Annotated in this window: 10 protein-coding genes; all 10 read right to left on the bottom strand. The window is 57.2% G+C overall.

The features are described 5' to 3' along the window. Positions 1-4: 4 nt before the first annotated feature. Positions 5-2,011, bottom strand: coding sequence for a glycoside hydrolase family 97 protein (locus I2E69_RS10670; RefSeq protein WP_195461195.1), 2,007 nt, complete (start codon positions 2,009-2,011; stop codon positions 5-7). Between the two features lie 2 nt (positions 2,012-2,013). Continuing rightward, a complete protein-coding gene (locus I2E69_RS10675; protein WP_195461196.1) occupies positions 2,014-3,486 on the bottom strand; it encodes a calcineurin-like phosphoesterase C-terminal domain-containing protein in 1,473 nt (490 codons plus the stop codon). Then, positions 3,483-5,450, bottom strand: a complete 1,968-nt coding sequence (locus tag I2E69_RS10680; RefSeq protein ID WP_195461197.1) for a glycoside hydrolase family 97 protein — start codon at positions 5,448-5,450, stop codon at positions 3,483-3,485. Before I2E69_RS10680 ends, I2E69_RS10675 begins: the two co-directional genes overlap by 4 nt. A 24-nt stretch (positions 5,451-5,474) precedes the next feature. Further along, positions 5,475-6,797, bottom strand: a complete 1,323-nt coding sequence (locus tag I2E69_RS10685; protein ID WP_195461198.1) for a family 10 glycosylhydrolase — start codon at positions 6,795-6,797, stop codon at positions 5,475-5,477. Between the two features lie 13 nt (positions 6,798-6,810). After that, positions 6,811-8,088, bottom strand: coding sequence for an alpha amylase family protein (locus I2E69_RS10690; protein ID WP_229095461.1), 1,278 nt, complete (start codon positions 8,086-8,088; stop codon positions 6,811-6,813). Between the two features lie 117 nt (positions 8,089-8,205). Next, the gene (locus tag I2E69_RS10695; RefSeq protein ID WP_195461199.1) at positions 8,206-9,558 is read right to left on the bottom strand and encodes a DUF5018 domain-containing protein; all 1,353 of its coding nucleotides are present in this window, start codon (positions 9,556-9,558) and stop codon (positions 8,206-8,208) included. 45 nt (positions 9,559-9,603) lie between these two features. Beyond that, positions 9,604-9,990 (bottom strand): hypothetical protein, encoded by a 387-nt coding sequence (locus I2E69_RS10700; protein ID WP_195461200.1) that lies wholly within the window; start codon positions 9,988-9,990, stop codon positions 9,604-9,606. A 25-nt stretch (positions 9,991-10,015) separates the two neighbouring features. Further along, positions 10,016-11,659 carry a RagB/SusD family nutrient uptake outer membrane protein gene (locus I2E69_RS10705; protein ID WP_195461201.1) on the bottom strand — a complete coding sequence of 548 codons (1,644 nt, stop codon included), beginning with the start codon at positions 11,657-11,659 and terminating at the stop codon, positions 10,016-10,018. Between the two features lie 12 nt (positions 11,660-11,671). Then, positions 11,672-14,668, bottom strand: a complete 2,997-nt coding sequence (locus I2E69_RS10710; RefSeq protein ID WP_195461331.1) for a SusC/RagA family TonB-linked outer membrane protein — start codon at positions 14,666-14,668, stop codon at positions 11,672-11,674. A 267-nt stretch (positions 14,669-14,935) separates the two neighbouring features. After that, a complete protein-coding gene (locus tag I2E69_RS10715) occupies positions 14,936-16,099 on the bottom strand; it encodes an AGE family epimerase/isomerase (RefSeq protein ID WP_410489110.1) in 1,164 nt (387 codons plus the stop codon). Positions 16,100-16,111 lie beyond the last annotated feature (12 nt).

The raw sequence follows: 16,111 nt of genomic DNA on the forward strand, positions 1-16,111 counted from the left end.
GATGTTATTTGTGTTCGGATGCTGCGAACCGGATGGCGCATCCGCCGCCCGAAGCCATGCGGACGCTCAGTGTGTCCTGCGCTGTAACCGGACGCTCTTCGTAATGCATGGAGTAGGGGTTGGTTTTCCAGTCGGCGTTTTCCCCGTCGGCGTAAATCTGTGCTGTGTAGATGACGTCCGGTGTGAGGAACGACAGCGGGACTTCGACCGTGCGGGGCTCTTCGTCGGTGATTGCGCCTAGATACCAGTCGTCCGAACGGCGGTCCTGCCGTGCGAAGACGCAGTAGTCGCCGATCACAGCCTCAGGCACGACGGTCTGTTCCCAGTCGGTCGGTACGTCGCGGATGAAGTCGAAAGCCTTGTGTCCGCGGTAGTTCTCCGGAAGGTCCGAAGCCATTTGCAGGGGACTGTATATCACGACGTAGTGGGCCAGTTCCCGTACGACGGTCGATTGTACGCGCGCAAAGGGACTCACGGGGTTCTCGAAATTGAATGTTCCGAACGTGTAGTCCATCGGCCCTGCCAGTCCGCGCAGGAACGGCACGACGGTCGTGTGCTCGGGTGGGTTGCCGCCGTCAGGTGACCAGGCGTTGTACTCCTGTCCGCGGATGCCTTCTTGTGTCATCAGGTTGGGCCACGTGCGTTCGATACCCGTGGGCATGACGGGTTCGTGGTTGTCGATGCAAATGCCGTAACGAGCCGCCGTTTCGATCACCTTGCGGTAGTGGCGCACGCCGTATTGACTGTCATGCAACTCTTTGCCATCCATCAAGACGTTGACGTAGCCCGTCTTGACTACGTTTACGCCATATTTCTTGTAGTAGGCGAACGCCTCCTCCATCTGCGCCTCATAGTTCTTCGTGTTGGCGCCCGTTTCGTGGTGACCGATCAGTTCGACGCCTTTTTTGGCGGCGTAGTCGGAGACGGCCCGGATATCGAAATCGGGATAGGGCTCCGTGAAGCGGATCTTGCCGGTGTTTTTGGTCCACTCGTCGTCCCAACCGACGTTCCAGCCTTCGACCAGTACGCCCGGAATGCCGTTTTCGGCGGCAAAGTCGATGTAACGTTTGGTGTTGGCCGTGGTCGCGCCGTGGTGTGGCCCTTGGGCCCAGGTCTCCTGGAAAAGGTGCATTGACCACCAGATACCGATGTACTTGGCCGGCTTGATCCATGAGGCGTCTTCGATTTTGCATGGCTCGTTGAGGTTGAGCATCAGCCGTGAGGTAACCAGCTCGCCGGGCGTGTCGCTGACGATCAGTGTGCGCCACGGCGTACGAAAGGGCGTTTTGGCATAAACCTTCACGCTGTTCGACCATGGGGTCAGGCAACAGCGCAGCGTTGTCGAATCCGTCGGGCGGAGGCTCATCTTGGCGTAATCCGTCAGGTTGGCCTCGTGCAGGGCCAGATAGGTTCCGTCGGCGCACTCCATCGTCAAAGGCGTGTTGACCGTATCCATCTGCGAAATGGGCGTATGGCGCGCGATGCTTTCGTAGTAGGGTTCACGCGCGGGCATCCACCATGCCTTGTGGTCGTGCGGAAAACGGAACTCGGTCAGTTCGTCCATGATGACGAACTCGCCCAGGGAGGGCTGTTCCGGAAACTCGTAACGGAATCCGAATCCGTCGTCGAAGAGTCGGAATATCACGTCGAAGCGGCGGTGAGGCGCTTTCTTTTCGCAGACTGAGACGGTCAGGGAGTTGTAATGGTTACGAACGAAATGCTGCTCGCCCCAGACCTGTTCCCACGTCTCATCGAACGTGCCGCGGGCCGTGTTGCAGATTTTCAGCCCGGCGCGGAGCGCCGGGGCGTCTTGTAGTTCGAAGCCTAGTTCCGAGAAGTCGAGTATGGGTTTTCCGTTGCGGCTCACGGCGTAGCCGATGCGGCCGTCATGCAGAGCGACCTGCAGTGTCAGGCTTCCGTCGGGAGAACTGACCGACGTGTCGCGGCTGCATCCCGTGCCGAGCAGGAGGAATGCGGATAGTGCCGCAATCAGTGTAGAAAGTTTCTTCATGGTTATTTGTTGCTGTCGTTAGCTTTTTCATGGCCCGAGACATTGTTCCAGGCCGAAATATTGCCGAAGCGGTCGCGGACCTCGATGCGAACGACTGCGTCGGGCGATGAGGGTACGGCATAGAAGAGATGTTCGGTCAGGTCCGAACCGATGTTTTTGTGCTTGAAGCGGTCGCTGAAGCGTGCCACATAGTCGTAAATCGACTCGTCGTAATTCGTGTACTGCGTCATTTCACCGCGCGGTTCGCCGTTCTCATACCAGCGGACTGTCCATGCCGGATCGTAGTTCCAGACATTGACCGTCACGGCCTTCTTTTTGTGGCGGTCCGCACCCACGGGATAGGCGTTGAACTGGCGGCTCCGGTCGTGGTCCACGGCTTTGTAATACCACGTGATGCTGTCGCCGTCGATCTCGTAAACGCCGTATCCGGCCGGAATGCCGTCCATGCTCCACGGCGTTTGCCAGAAGAGCGTGCTTAAGGGAGCATGGACGTGCTCGAAGACATGCCCCACGGGTTGATAATTCTCGTTGTAGTGCTCATGGGCCGAGAGGATGTGGGCGTTGTAAGGCTCCAGCAGTTTGTAGAGTGCCCGGCGGTTGTTCAGTACCTTGTTCGACTCCTCCTTGCCCCATTCACCGCGGCGCGCGGCGCGCGACCAGGTGGGGATGTGCAGACATACGACTACGGTGCGCCCGGCTGGTACGGTTGCCAGGTCCTGTTCCAGCCAGCGCAGTTGCCGCTCCTCGAGGTAGCCGACATAGAGGTAGCTGCGGGCGATGTAGAAATTATCGTCGAGAACCACGTAGTGTATACGTCCCCGGTCGAACGAATAGTAGGTAGGACCGAAATGACTTTTGAACGACTCTTTGGCGTAGTCGTTGGTTCTCACTCCCAGGTCCATGTCGTGGTTGCCTACGGCGTAGAAGAACGGAATGCCGCTCGTGGCAACGGCCTCGCGTACTGGTTCGAATAGCGACGGTTTGCGGTAGATGTCGCCGATGATATCGCCGCAGACTACGCCTACGGTCGGAACGCCGTCCGACGCTATGTGCCGCATGTCAGCTGCGGCGCGCCGCACGCTGTCCAGCTCCTCTTCGAAGTAGACCTGCGGATCGGCCACGAGCAGCAGGCGGTGACGTGCCATGTTCCGTGAGGCGGCCGTGAGTGTGAAGTCGTAACGCTTCCGGCTGTCCGGGTCAATACGTTGGTAAATGCAGGGCGTACCCTTTTCGACTGGTATTTCGTAACCGTCGGGCAGCGACAGGTAGACAAATTCCGATTCGCCGCCGGTAGGCAGACGGTAGTCGCCTTTGGCGTCGGTCCTGACGATCGTGAGGCCGTCGGTGACGCTGACGCCTGCTACGCCGTTGCCCCGAGCCGTCACGCGCCCGCGCAGCGCCGCCGGTTCTGCGGCAAATGTACAGGACCCGGCAAGCAGCATCGGAATAAGCAGTTGAAAAATTCGGGGTCTCATTCTACCGGGGTCAGGATTGCCGCCCATCCGCCGCCCGGGGCCATGCGAACGGTGATTTTGTCGTTTCGTGTCACGTCGCGTTCTCCGACGCGGAAGTCCTGTGCATAACTGTCGGCATTGACGCCGTCCTCCAGCATCTGCATCCGGTAGCGGCCCTCGCCGAGGAATCCGAGGTCGAGTTCCAGCGTGCGGTCCGACCAGTCGGTGATCGCGCCGATATACCATTTGCCGCCGTTGCGGCGGGCTACGGCGACGTATTCGCCGGCCGAGGCGTGCAGCGCCGCGGTCTGGTCCCAGACGGTGGGTACGGCGGCGATGAATTCGGTGAATTCGGGCGTGCGCAGGTAGTGCGACGGCGAGTCGCAGAGCATTTGCAGCGGGCTTTCGAAGATGACGTAGAGCGCCGCCTGGTGGGCGCGTGTGCCCTGGCTCATGGGATGGCTCCAGTTGATCGAGAAATCTTGTCGGGTGGTATTCTGTGTCGCCCCGGGGGTGTAGTCCATCGGCCCGGCGACCATGCGTGTAAAGGGCAGTGTGCAGTCGTGTGCCGGTGAAATATCGGTCGAACATTTGTCATTCTCCATGCCGTAGACGCCTTCGAAGGTCATCGCGTTTGGGTATTTGCGTTGCAGGCCCGCGGGCTTGAACGACCCGTGGAAATCGACCAGCAACCGGCGGTCGAAGCAGGCGCGGGCGATCTCTTCGTAGAAACGGACCATCTCCTGGTCGGAACGCTGCATGAAGTCGATTTTGATGCCTTTGACACCCCAGTCGCGGTAAGTATCCAGTATTCCCTCGAGATCCTTTTTCATCGGGTTCCAAAGGGTCCAGAGGATCACTCCGACGCCTTTTTCATTGCCGTAACGGATCAACTCCGCGAGGTCGACCTCCCGGCGGGGTTCGCGGATATTGAGCGTGCTGACCGACCAGCCTTCGTCCAGCAGGATGTATTCGATGCCGTATTTCGCGGCGAAGTCGATGAAATATTTATAGGTTTCGGTGTTGATCCCGGCTTTGAAATCGACGCCGTAAAGGTTCTGCGAATTCCACCAGTCCCACGAAATCTTACCCGGGCGTATCCATTCCGTGTCGCCTTCGACCGATGGTGAAGCCAGTTGGTAGGAGAGGTAGTTTTCGAGCAGCGAACGGTCGTCGGGGTCGATGGTCATCAGCCGCCACGGAAACGTCCGCGAAGCGTCGGTACGGGCAATGTAAGGCGCCTTTTTCAGAAACTCCTCGTTGCGGTCCGATCCCTCTTTGAGGCGGCTTTCGAGTACGACGGGCGGGAACCCGGCGCGGAGTTTCCGCCCCTGGCCTCCGAAAAGGAACATGCAGGGATATTCCTCCAGGTCGGTTTCCGTAATGACCATGCGCGTACCCTTCGGGGTGGAGAGGCTGACGGGCAGGTAGGCGTATTTCGCCGCCTCGATCTGCGAGAGTTTTACGGGTTGGAAAAATGCCTCGCAGTGCGAGATGAAGTCGGGATTCGTTTCGTTGGCCCAATAGGCCGTGCAGTCCTCTGCGAAGTTGAATTCGGCGGTCTCCGTCTCCACATCGGCCGTGCCTTTGCGCACCGTCTCGAAACGGTAGGCCACGCCGTTGTCGTAAACCCGGAACCGTACGGCCCAGTCGCCGCGGAAGCTGATCAGCAGTTCGTTGCAGCGGTCGTGCAGTTCCCGGAACTTGGTGGGGACCTCCGCTTCGCTGCGGACATCTATCGTACGTGTCGCGACGCGCCGCACCGCAGGCTTTGTGCCGAACTCCTCCGCCCCGGCCAGTTTCAGCCCGATGCGGCTTGCGCCGAGCAGTTGTTCACCTTCGCGCGCAACACTCCATGCGAGCTCGGGTGCAGTCGAAACTGTTACGACGATTTTCCGGTCGGGCGAACTTACCCGGTGTTTTTTGGCGCAGAGCGCCGTCGCGGCGGTCAGCAGCAGGACGGTAAGAAAAAAGTGTCTTTTCATTCGCGTTAGGGTGTTTTTCGTGTTTTACTCTTTGGCCACTTCCTCCTCGTAGCGGTCGATACCCCGCTTGATGGCAGCCCACATGTCGTTGTTGATGACGTGTACGATGTCGAATACCATCAGTCCTGCCGTGCGCTTGAGGCAATAATAGCAGGCTTCCTCGATGTCGAAATTCCTGTTCGAGCAGTCGACTGTTGCGTAATAGGTGCAGGCATTCAGCAGGAAACGTTCGGCGCGGTTGATGCCGTATTCGATCGACTCTCCGTCGTCGGGACCGTAGACCCGCGGCAGGTAGGTTCCCAGCAGGAAGGTGTCGAGTTGGTCGGCGAAACCGGTCTGATTGTAGTTGTACGAACACCAGGAGGTGAACGACCAGGCGTCCTGGTCGTTCAGGGGGCGGAATTTCGTGCTGCCCCAGTTTTGGCCGTTGGCATACAGCGCGCCCCACCACGATGCGGCCCAGTATTCGAGTTTAACGTCGGGTTTGAGCGCTTTGATTTCCGTGCGTACGCGGGCCACGAAGTCGCGGATCACCATCGAACGGAACTCCCACCACTGTTTGTAGTAGCGTCCCGGAACACGTTCTCCGCTGGCGTTATACGTGAATATGTCGCCCGGCCATGTGTCGACCGTGCTGCCGATGTATTGCTCGAACGCTGTTTTCGAGGCTTCCGAGAAGTCGCTCTGATAGTCTGGGAAACGGCAGTAGTCGAGCGCATAGGCATCGAAATCGTAGTTGGAGACGATCTCCCGGATGAAGCGGATGGCGAAATCACGCACCTCGGGCAGCACGGGGTTGAGGAACGCAGCGACCTTCGTGGGGTCGTTCTTGATGTCGACCATGCCTTCCGGCTTGTATTGCAGGCAGGTCTTGCCTTTCCATTGCGTACCCCGGTAGGCCGGTCCCTGTTTCGTCGAGGGCATGCCCATCGGGAAGATGGTGGTCGAGACGGTAACTTTGAGCTCGCGCTTATGCGCCTCGTCGAGGAAGAATTGCAGGTAATCCCAGCCGCGGTCGGGGACCGAGACCGATCCGATGGCGGTCGCTTGGGTCATGAACGCGCTTTCGTAGAGCACGTCGCCTTCGACGGGTTTCACGTCCACGACGATCTTGTTGAAGCCCGCTTCCACGGTTTTGTCGAGCATTTCGGTGATCCCGATCTTGGTTGAAAAACGCTGGAAGTTGGCTTCGGCGTCGAACCAGAGCATCTTCTCTTTTTCGCCGGTCGGTTCGGGATTGGGCGTGGGAGCCGGCTTGTCTATCTCCGGCGGTGCTTGGTGCGATTCCGAACAGGCTCCGAGCGTCGCCGTCAGCAAGGTGCATAGAATCAGGATAATTTTTTTCATTGTTTCGTCGTCGTTATTGTTTTGTTTCCTGTTCGGCGCGGTCGATGCCGCGGCGGATGTCGTCCCAAAGGTTGTTCTCGATTACCTGGATGATATCGAAGACCATCACGCCGCCCGTGCGGGTCAGACAGAGGTAAACGGCGTCTTCGAATTCGTCGATGTGGTTCTGGGCGTAGAGCGAGCCGTAAACTTCACAGTCGCCGTCCACGTCTTCCATCGAGCGGGCCAGTCCGTATTCGATCGACTCGGGATCGTCCATGCCCCATACGCGTTCGAGGTAAGTTCCGGTGATGAATACGTCGAGCAGATCGGCGAATCCTGTTTTTCCGTAGGTCGGCGTCGCCCAGTCGTCGAGGTATTCTTCGTAGAAGCGCGAACGGGGGCTGGCCCAGTTCTGGCCTTGCGTGTAGATGGCGTGGAGCCATGAGGCGGCCCAGTATTCGAGTTTTACCGAGGGTTGCAGCTCTTTGATTGACGAGCGTACGTCGGCGATGAAGTTGCGGATGATCAGCGAACGGAATTCCCACCACTGTTTGTAATAGGGGCCGGGAACGCGCGCACCGTTGGCGTCGTAGGTGAAGACATCGGCAGGCCAGCTGGCCGTTTTACGGCCGATGTAGGCTTCGAACGCCTTGCGTGTGGCAGGCGAGAAGTCGCTTTCCCCACCGGGGAAGCGACAGTAGTCGAGGGCATAGCCGTCGAAGCGGTATTTGGAGAGTATTTCCCGGATGAAGCGCATCGCGTACTCCCGGTTTTCCGGTAGTACGGGATTGAGGAACGTGGCCACCTTCGCCGTGTCGTCTTTGATGTCGAGCATTCCTTGCGGCAGGTTTTCGAGGCAGGTACGCCCTGCCAGTTGCGGGTCGCGGTAGGCGGGACCCTGGCGGTAGCCGGGCTGGCCCGTCGGGAATATCGTGGTCGAAACGGTTACCTTCAGGTTCCGTTTGCGGGCTTCGTCGAGGAAAAATTGCAGATAGTCCCAATCGCGGCGCACGGTGTTGCCTTTGAGGTCTGTCAGCGGTGTCATGAACTTGCTCTTGTAGAGTACGTCGCCCTCCACGGGACGCACGTCCACGACGATTTGGTTAAAACCGGTTTCGACGGTGCGGTCGAGATAGTAACGGATCGAATCCTGCGAAGCGAAGCGAGTGAAGTTGGCTTCGGCGTCGAACCAAAGCATTTTGGGCTTTCCTCCGTCCTCGGCGCGGAGCGTCCGGGCGGCATTCCCTCCACAGGCCGTGCAGGCAGCTGCGGCGATAAGTGTTACTGCGATATAGATGCTTATTCTCATAATTGGCTATTCGAAGAACCGCATTCTTCCGGCCCAAGAACGGGCCCGGACCGGGAAGAATGCGAATTTTTTTAAGAATCTTCAGGGAGAGCCTCCATGCGGTAACTCTCCGGGGAATTAATCGAAGCTGATCTCCAGTTTCCAGCTCTTGACGGCATGTCCCGGAACGAGTACGTAGACGTAGCCGCAGTTTTCGCTCGAATTGAACACGAAGGTTCCGACGGGGCAGTAGGGGTTCGCATCCGAAATCGGATAGTTGAGCGTCGCTTCGGCGGGGTTGAGCAGGAACTCGCCTTCCGTATCGACGATTGAGACGTAGGTGCAGGGCCAGCCGGTGGTGAAAACAGCTGCATAAGCCGTGTTGTTGAACACGAAGGCGCGGAGCGAGCCTTTCGAGTAGTTACCCCAGTTGTTCGGGCCGTTGGAAGCGCCCGGGATCTGCTTCAGGTTGAGTGCGGAACTGCCGTCCCAGCCCTCCCAGGTCAGTACGTTCGAACCACCTGCTACGGAATCCCACATGAACCAGCTTCCTGCAACGTCGCCCGAGCAGGCCGAAATCATCTGGGTCCAGCTGCCGTCGTTCGAAGGTTGTCCCGTAAGGAGGTTGTAATAGTCGCCGCGTACGCCGTCCGTGAAACCCCAGCAGAAATTCGGACCTGTTGCCACGCGTGCCCCCAGGGCCGTAACGAGCGCGTTGCCTTCGATGATGTTGCCGCCTACGGAGATGAATGCCGCGATAGCGCTGTCCGACGGGCCGATAATGGTCTCGGCAGGCTGGCTGCAGCCGTTTTTCCAGCAGACGATCGTAACGGGAGCCGAACCGCTCGCACCGTCGGCCGTCAGCGAAGCGATCAGGTGTCCGGCTTCGTCGTTCGCCAGCGAAGCCACTTTCAGATCCTCGTAGCCGGTCATGTTCAGGTCGCCTGCCGCTGCAAGCGTCTTGCCGTCGAATACTTTGGTTCCGATTACGATCTTATCGCCGCTCGCACCGATTTGCAGGTATTTCGTATGGTCAGTGATCCCCATTTCGGTCGCGGTTTTCTCGGTGAGCGCACCAATCTTGGTGTAGGAAACGACTACTTTCTCTACGGGTTTGGTCGTATAGGTCCGCGTGGTCTTGCCGTCGGCGCCGGTTACCGTGAACGAACGCGCCTGGGTGTAGTCGGCTGCCACAGACGGATCGGGTGAGATGGTGGCGCCCTCGGATAGCTTTACCGTAGCCGTGGCTGACTGCATAGCCGCCAACTGCGGGGTGTTGTAGGCCAGGTCGATCGACTTGTCGTAATCGTAGACGTCGCCCGAGAGGACTTCGTCCTTGCCGAGATTCAGTACAAAGGATTCGATGCGGCATTTTTCGCCGCGAATCACCTGTTCCCCGTTTTCGTTGGTGCCGTCGTCATCGGAGCATGCGGCAAACGACAGCGTGGCTCCTGCCAGGACGGTGTAAGCGAATAATTTGAACTTTTTCATATTGGTTGAGTTAATTTTACGTTTTTTAATATTTTTGCTAATTGTTTATCTGCGCGTGTAGAAAGCCCACAGCGTGTAGGTACGCGACCCTTTGTCGCCAGAGACAACGGTAATCTCCATCGGATCCGAGAGGTCTTTCAGTCCGGTCAGTGACGGATAGATAAACGTATCGTACTCTACGCTGGCGCGAACCATTAAGCTTGTTATGTCGTATTTGTCGCGGGATTGCTTGGGAATGGCGAAGAAAATTTCGCCAGTCGTTTCGTCGATTACGCCTGCTAGGGCAGCGCCTCCTCCGGCGGGCTGTATCTCGATCGACCGGATGCTGCTGTCCGTATGGAGAAATTCGTCTTCCGCTTTGGCGCATGAGGTTACGGTCAGCGAAGCGAATGTAACGATGGCCAGTGCGGCTATGTATTTACGGAGTTTCATATTCTTTCGGTTTTGCGTTTGACAATTAGTTCCATCCCTCGTTGTTGAGGCACAGTTGGTTGTTCGAACGTTCCGTCAACGGAATGGCGAAATGGTAATAGCGGTCGTAGAAGATGCGCTTGTAACCGCCGTCGGCGTCGACCTGTTCATAGGTGAACGAGTTGTCTCCCTGTTTGGTGATTTTCACTCCGTGTACGTTCTGGCCGTTGATAACGTCTTCGGCCAGCCGCCAGCGGCGCAAATCCCAGTAACGGAGACCTTCGCCCGCCAGTTCGACGATGCGCTCGTGGCGCACGTATTCCAGGAACGTATCCTTGTTGGCGGTAGCCCTTGCCGGCAGTCCGACGCGGCCCCGGACGTCGTTGAGCGCCTGCAACGCTTCGACGCTGTTTTTGTTCCAGTCCTCCATGGCCAGCGCTTCGGCCTTGTTCAGCAGCACTTCGGCGTAACGGATGACGATCCAATTCTGCCCCGATTCATTGGTTACCCAGTTCTTGTCGTTGTCCGTAAGGAACTTGCGCAGGTAATACCCCGTTACGGTGGTTCCGGCGGCTCCGGCGTTTTCATAGACCTTGTAGCCGTCCTTGCCGCCTACGAAACTTTCGATCGTGCGGCCCATCCACGAAGCGCCGTTGTACAGGATCGTAGCATAGAAACGCGGTTCGCGTCCCGTGTAGGGATCGTTGCCGTGCGTCTCCCAACTAAACGGCGTGCCGTCGGCCATCTCGTAACTGTCTGCCAGCTCGCTGGTGGGGACGAATCCCGAGTAAGTCTGTTTGCCCAAATCGGTGTCGCCCGACGGACGCAGGTACGCATCCAAGGTGTGCTTGATGATGTTGGAGTCGAAATCCACTGCGAAAAGGGCTTCCTTGTTGTTGAGGTCTCCTTTTAATACGTTCTCGTAACCTGTCATGTCGAGTCCGCCGCCGGTCGTTTCGGTATCGCGTGCGGCCTGCGCGGCCACATCCCAACGTTCGGCGTAGAGTGCCACGCGGCTCAACAATCCGTAGGCGGCCTTTTGCGTGGCCCGGCCGAGATTTCCGCTGTCCCACTCTTTCGGAAGATCGGGAGCGAGTTGTTGCAGCTCTGTGATGATGAAATTCCAGCAATCCTCTTCCGATGAACGGGCCTTGTCGTTCTGCGAGGGTCCGTCGACTTCCGTGCGGAGAATTACGCCGCCGTAGACGCGGCAGAGGAGGTAGTAGGCGTAGGCGCGGCAGAACCGGGCCTCGGCGATGCGGATCTTGATCCAGTCTCCGCCGAATTTGGCTCCGTAGGTCGGGGCGTCGCGCAGGAATTCGTTTTCGCGGCGGATGCGTTCGTAATGGCCGGACCAGCATTCGAATGCTCCGGCCGAAGTGCTGTTAAAAGCCGATTCCTGCAGGAGAGCTTTGTTGTAGGGATGGTTGTACTGGTCCCAAGACGTACTTTTCAGTATATCTGAAAAGGCGTCGGTTAACTTCGGCGACGTGTAGCTTCCCGTGTAGAATTCGGTGTTCGAGCCGAAAATCGAGTAAAGTCCGATCAGGTAACTGTCCGCCGTCGTTTCCGTGGACCATACCGTCGCCGGGGAGAAGCGGTCCGAAGGAGTCAGGTCTATCACATCGGAACAGGCCGTTCCGAGCGTGGCAGCTCCGAGATACGCCAATATGGATATTATCTTTTTCATGGATTTTTGCTTTTAGAAGGTTAAATTGACACCGATGCTGTAAGTGCGCTGCTGCGGGTAATATCCGTTGTTAACCGACGGCATTTCGGGGTCTACATACTTGAAAGCGCTGAAAGTGAGCAGATTGGTTCCGGCGACGTAAATGTTTATTTTGCCGATGCCCGTATTTTTCAGGATATGCTCGGGAAGGGTATAGCCGATTTGCAGGTTTTTCAGTCGCAGGTATGCGCCGTTCTTCACCCACCACGACGATGGCCAGGCGTTGTTGCCGTTGGCCACGGTGCTCAGGCGCGGATAGTCAGCGTTGCGGTTGTCTTCCCTCCAGGCTTTCTCCACGAGGTAGTAGGGTGCGTTTCCGCTACTGTAAAAGGGGCGTGTGTACATCGTATTGTCGAACACGCCGCTGTCATAAGCCGCGCTTAATTGGTAGCTGCAAAGCGCTACACCCTGCCACAGGGCAGTTAGATAGAGGTTTTTGTAGGCTACCTCCATATTCAGCGAGAAGTTCATTTCCGGCGTGTAACTGCGGCCGATCTTCACGAAGTCCTGCGATTGCTCGATTTTACCGTCGCCATTGATATCGACGTACATGAGGTCGCCTAAACGCTTTTCGCCCGAAGGAGCTGTGGGGGAATTGGCGATCTGCTCTTCGGTCTGATAGAGTCCGGCCGCCTTGAATCCGTAGATCGAGCCCATCGGTTTGCCCAGTATGGCGCGGTACATCGGGTGGTTGTCCGAAATCTGCTTGGCCAATGCCTTGTTGCGGGCCCATGACAAGCTTCCGGTCAGCGAGTAACGCCAGCCGCTGGCAAAATAGTTGTTGTGTTTGAGTACCAGCTCGAAACCGCGGTTGTCTACTTTTCCGCTGTTCTTATACGACGGGACGTTTCCGCCCAGCGAGGGGGCGTAGGAACCGCTGACCTGTTCGAGGATGTTGTCGGTTACTTTGTAGAACCAATCGAATTCGATGCCTAACTTGCCTCCCCAGACACTCATATCCAGACCGAAATTGAAACTGCGCGTGCGCGACCATGTCAGGTCCTTGTACACGTAGTTGGTCGTGTAGTAGGCGGTATGTCCCGTTCCGCCGATGATGTAGCTGGGGTTCGGGGCAGTCGAGGAGTAGGACTGCATGTAGAGATAGGCGGCGGTGTCATCCGAACCCAGTTCGCCATACGAGGCGCGCAGTTTAAGAAAGTCGATCGCCGGGAGCGCCTGCCTGAAGAATTTTTCCTCGGACATGACCCAGCCGACAGCAGCCGAGGGGAAGAAGCCCCAGCGGTTTTCGGGAGCGAACTTGTAGGATGCGTCGGCACGAAAGGTGAATTCGAAGAGGTATTTTTTGTCGAAAGCGTAGTTGAAACGGCCTGCGAAACTGGCAATGCCCGTTTCTCCGAACGAACCTGTAACGGGAACCGAAATGCCCTCCCAGGTATTTCCTATCGAAAGATCGACCGGATAGTTGGCGTAATAACCTTTCTTGTAGCCGGTCATCGTTTCGGAGTAACCTTTACGCTGTTCGTAAAAGAACAGGCCGCCTACGCTGTGGCGTCCGAAGTCGCGGTTATAGGTTAGCGTCGGGCGCACGGTGAAGCTGTCGCCGTCCGAAGCCGAACGGTTGAAATCGTTCAGCGTGTTGATTCCCGAAGCGTTCACCTCGGAGGAGTCCATGGTGGTCGTCGAAAACGACATCAGCTTGAAAGAGCTCATGTAGTTGCGGTTGACGGTGTTCGAGTAGTCGTAGGAGACGTGGACGGCGGCCTTCAAACCTTGGAGGGCGTCGATGCTGCCGAAATCGTACTCCAGTTTGGCGTTGCCCTCGAACTGCCAGCGCTGCTGGTCCGTGTATCCGCTCTGGTTGATGGCGGCGATGGGCTGCTGCGTGTATACGCCGTTCAGGTATCCCTGAGGCATGCCTTTGTAGGTGGGCGCGAGGATCGGCAGGGCGTAAATGGCCTGGGAGACGGGGCTGAATTCGTTCTGTTTGGCAATCGAATAGCCCGGGGCGTGCTTCTTTTCGCGGAATCCGCTCAGGTTGACGCTCAGGTTGAGGTTCCGGGCGATTTTGGCATCGATGTTCGAGCGGACGTTGAACCGTTTGTAGGAAGTGTTGGGCAGGATACCGTCCTGATCCATCAGGCCGATGCTCGTGTAGTATTTGATTTTGTCCGTGCCGCCCGTTGCCGAGATGTTGTGCTGATGCGTGAAGCCGTATTTTTTAAACAGCAGGTTCAGCCAGTCCGTATCGCCGTAGATGCCTTTCTCTTTCATGCCTGCGATCACTTCGTCGGTCCACAACGGGTTCAATCCGTCCATTTCGCGGGCCTTGTTGTGCCAGCCGATATAGTCCCGGGCGTTGAGCAGTTCGGGCATGGAGGTGTTCGTCGAGAAAGTTACCGAACCGTCGTAGGAGATACTGGCTTCTCCCTTCGAACCGCTTTTGGTCGTGATGAGGATGATGCCGTTGGCGCCGCGGACGCCGTAGATGGCCGAGGTGGCTGCGTCCTTGAGGATCGAGATCGACTCGATGTCGTTGGGGTTGACCGTGTTGATCATGCGCTCCACGCCGTCGACGATACATAGCGGACTCGAATCGTTGAACGTCGAGGCTCCGCGGACCAGGAGCGTGGTCTGGTCGCTGCCCGGCTGTCCCGAACGCTGGATACTCGTTACGCCCGGCAGTTTGCCGGTCATCATGTTCGAGACGTTGGTCATCGGAGCTTTCAGCAGTTCCTTGTTGGAGACCTGCGAGACGGAGCCCACGAGAAACTGGCGTTTCTGGACGCCGTATCCGATTACGACTACGTCGTCGACCAGTGTGGCGTCCTCTTCCAGCTGCACGTTGATGGTTTTGCGGTTGCGGACGGCCGTTTCCTCTGTTTTATAGCCGAGGAAACTGAAAATCAGAACATCGTCCGGAGACAGGGCGTTGATCGAGTACCGGCCCTGTGCATCCGTGGTGGTTCCGCGGGAGTTATTCCCCTTTACAATGATTGTTGCACCGGAAATTCCCCCCCCCTTGTGTCGGTTACTCTTCCGGACACCTGGAAGTTTTGTGCCTTAACTACTCCGGTGCCTGTGATCAGCATTGCGACCACGGCCAATACGCAACTTGATAGTCGGCGTATGCCTGAAGTTTTCATTTTGAAAAAGTTTTTCATAAGAATAGGGTTGCAATAGATTTAGTGTTTGAAAAGACGGGAGCCGTGCTCCTCTTCACGATTGGTTTTTGTCAATACATTTTCTTTTTCGGGTTGTTTGATTTTAGAGGTTTGATTATTTACATTGTTCGAGGATTTTCCAGCATTGGTAGAGTCCACGCGGGACGTGGAAGCAGCCTTTCCATTTGCCGCCCTTGAGCGGTAACAGTACCTCGCCGCGGCGGTTCAGGTATCCGAACCATTCGGGGTATTCGGGGTCCTTGAAGTGCGACCAGGTATATTCGTGCAGCCGCTCGAACCAGGCCAGACATGCTTCCGATCCGGTCAGTTGGTAGCCCTTGATCATCGTGATCATCGACTCGATGTGTACCCACCAGAGTTTCTGGTCCCATTCGAGTTGCTGCTGGGGATGGCCCAGCCGGTCCATGAAATAGAACAGGCCCCCGTACTCTTTGTCCCAGCCGTATTCCGCCGTGTTGAGCGCGATTTTCACGGCTTTGTCGATCAGCGCCCGGTCGCCGAGCCGTACGCCGAGGTTCATGATGAACCACATCGCTTCGAGCGAATGGCCCGGGGTGATTTGGCGGCCTTCGAACGAGTCGGAAAGCCATCCGTCAGCAGTGACGTTCTCGACGATTAATCCCAGGTCGTCGCGGTAGAATACTTCCATCACTTCGTGCAGGCACTCCTCGATCATGGCGTCAAGTACTGATTTATCGATCATCCCTTCGGCTTCGAGCGCCATGTTGCAGAGAATCATCGGCAGAGCGAATCCCTTGAGGTCGCGCGTTCCCGGCACGGCTTTGCACCACGGTCCCTTGGGATTGTTCCGTTTTTCGAGGATGCGCTCGAAGGTCCGTTTGGCGATTTGGGCGTATTCGTCGTTGCCGGTAGCGATTGCCGCCTGGGCGAATGCCATTGTCGCGAAGGTGTAGGAAAAGATATTGTAAGGGGCGACGAGCGGCCGGCCTTCGCGCGTGAGCGAAAAGTACCAGTTGCAGTTGCCGTCGTGCCCGTATTTGCGGAGGAATTCCGCGCCCTGCACGGCGCATTCGAGCCATTCGGGGCGGCGTTCCACCTGGTTGTAGAGCATGGCGAACATCCACACCTCCCGGCCCTGGAGCCAGATGAACTTGTCGGTGTCAAACACGCTGCCGTCCCGGTCGAGACACGTGAAGTAGCCGCCGTATCGTGTATCCTGGGAGTGTTTGAGCCAGAACCGCAATACGTTGTCTAGCAGTTCGTCGCGATACTTGCATGCCAGTTTGTTGAAGTCGATCATGGGTGGTTG

The sequence above is a fragment of the Alistipes sp. D31t1_170403_E11 genome, assembly GCF_015553985.1.
Taxonomy (GTDB): domain Bacteria; phylum Bacteroidota; class Bacteroidia; order Bacteroidales; family Rikenellaceae; genus Alistipes; species Alistipes montrealensis.

Excerpts from the sequence above, each read along its gene's own strand:
- I2E69_RS10670 (WP_195461195.1), bottom strand. The coding sequence starts at position 2,011 with ATGAAGAAACTTTCTACACTGATTGCGGCACTATCCGCATTCCTCCTG.
- I2E69_RS10675 (WP_195461196.1), bottom strand. The coding sequence starts at position 3,486 with ATGAGACCCCGAATTTTTCAACTGCTTATTCCGATGCTGCTTGCCGGG.
- I2E69_RS10680 (WP_195461197.1), bottom strand. The coding sequence starts at position 5,450 with ATGAAAAGACACTTTTTTCTTACCGTCCTGCTGCTGACCGCCGCGACG.
- I2E69_RS10685 (WP_195461198.1), bottom strand. The coding sequence starts at position 6,797 with ATGAAAAAAATTATCCTGATTCTATGCACCTTGCTGACGGCGACGCTC.
- I2E69_RS10690 (WP_229095461.1), bottom strand. The coding sequence starts at position 8,088 with ATGAGAATAAGCATCTATATCGCAGTAACACTTATCGCCGCAGCTGCC.
- I2E69_RS10695 (WP_195461199.1), bottom strand. The coding sequence starts at position 9,558 with ATGAAAAAGTTCAAATTATTCGCTTACACCGTCCTGGCAGGAGCCACG.
- I2E69_RS10700 (WP_195461200.1), bottom strand. The coding sequence starts at position 9,990 with ATGAAACTCCGTAAATACATAGCCGCACTGGCCATCGTTACATTCGCT.
- I2E69_RS10705 (WP_195461201.1), bottom strand. The coding sequence starts at position 11,659 with ATGAAAAAGATAATATCCATATTGGCGTATCTCGGAGCTGCCACGCTC.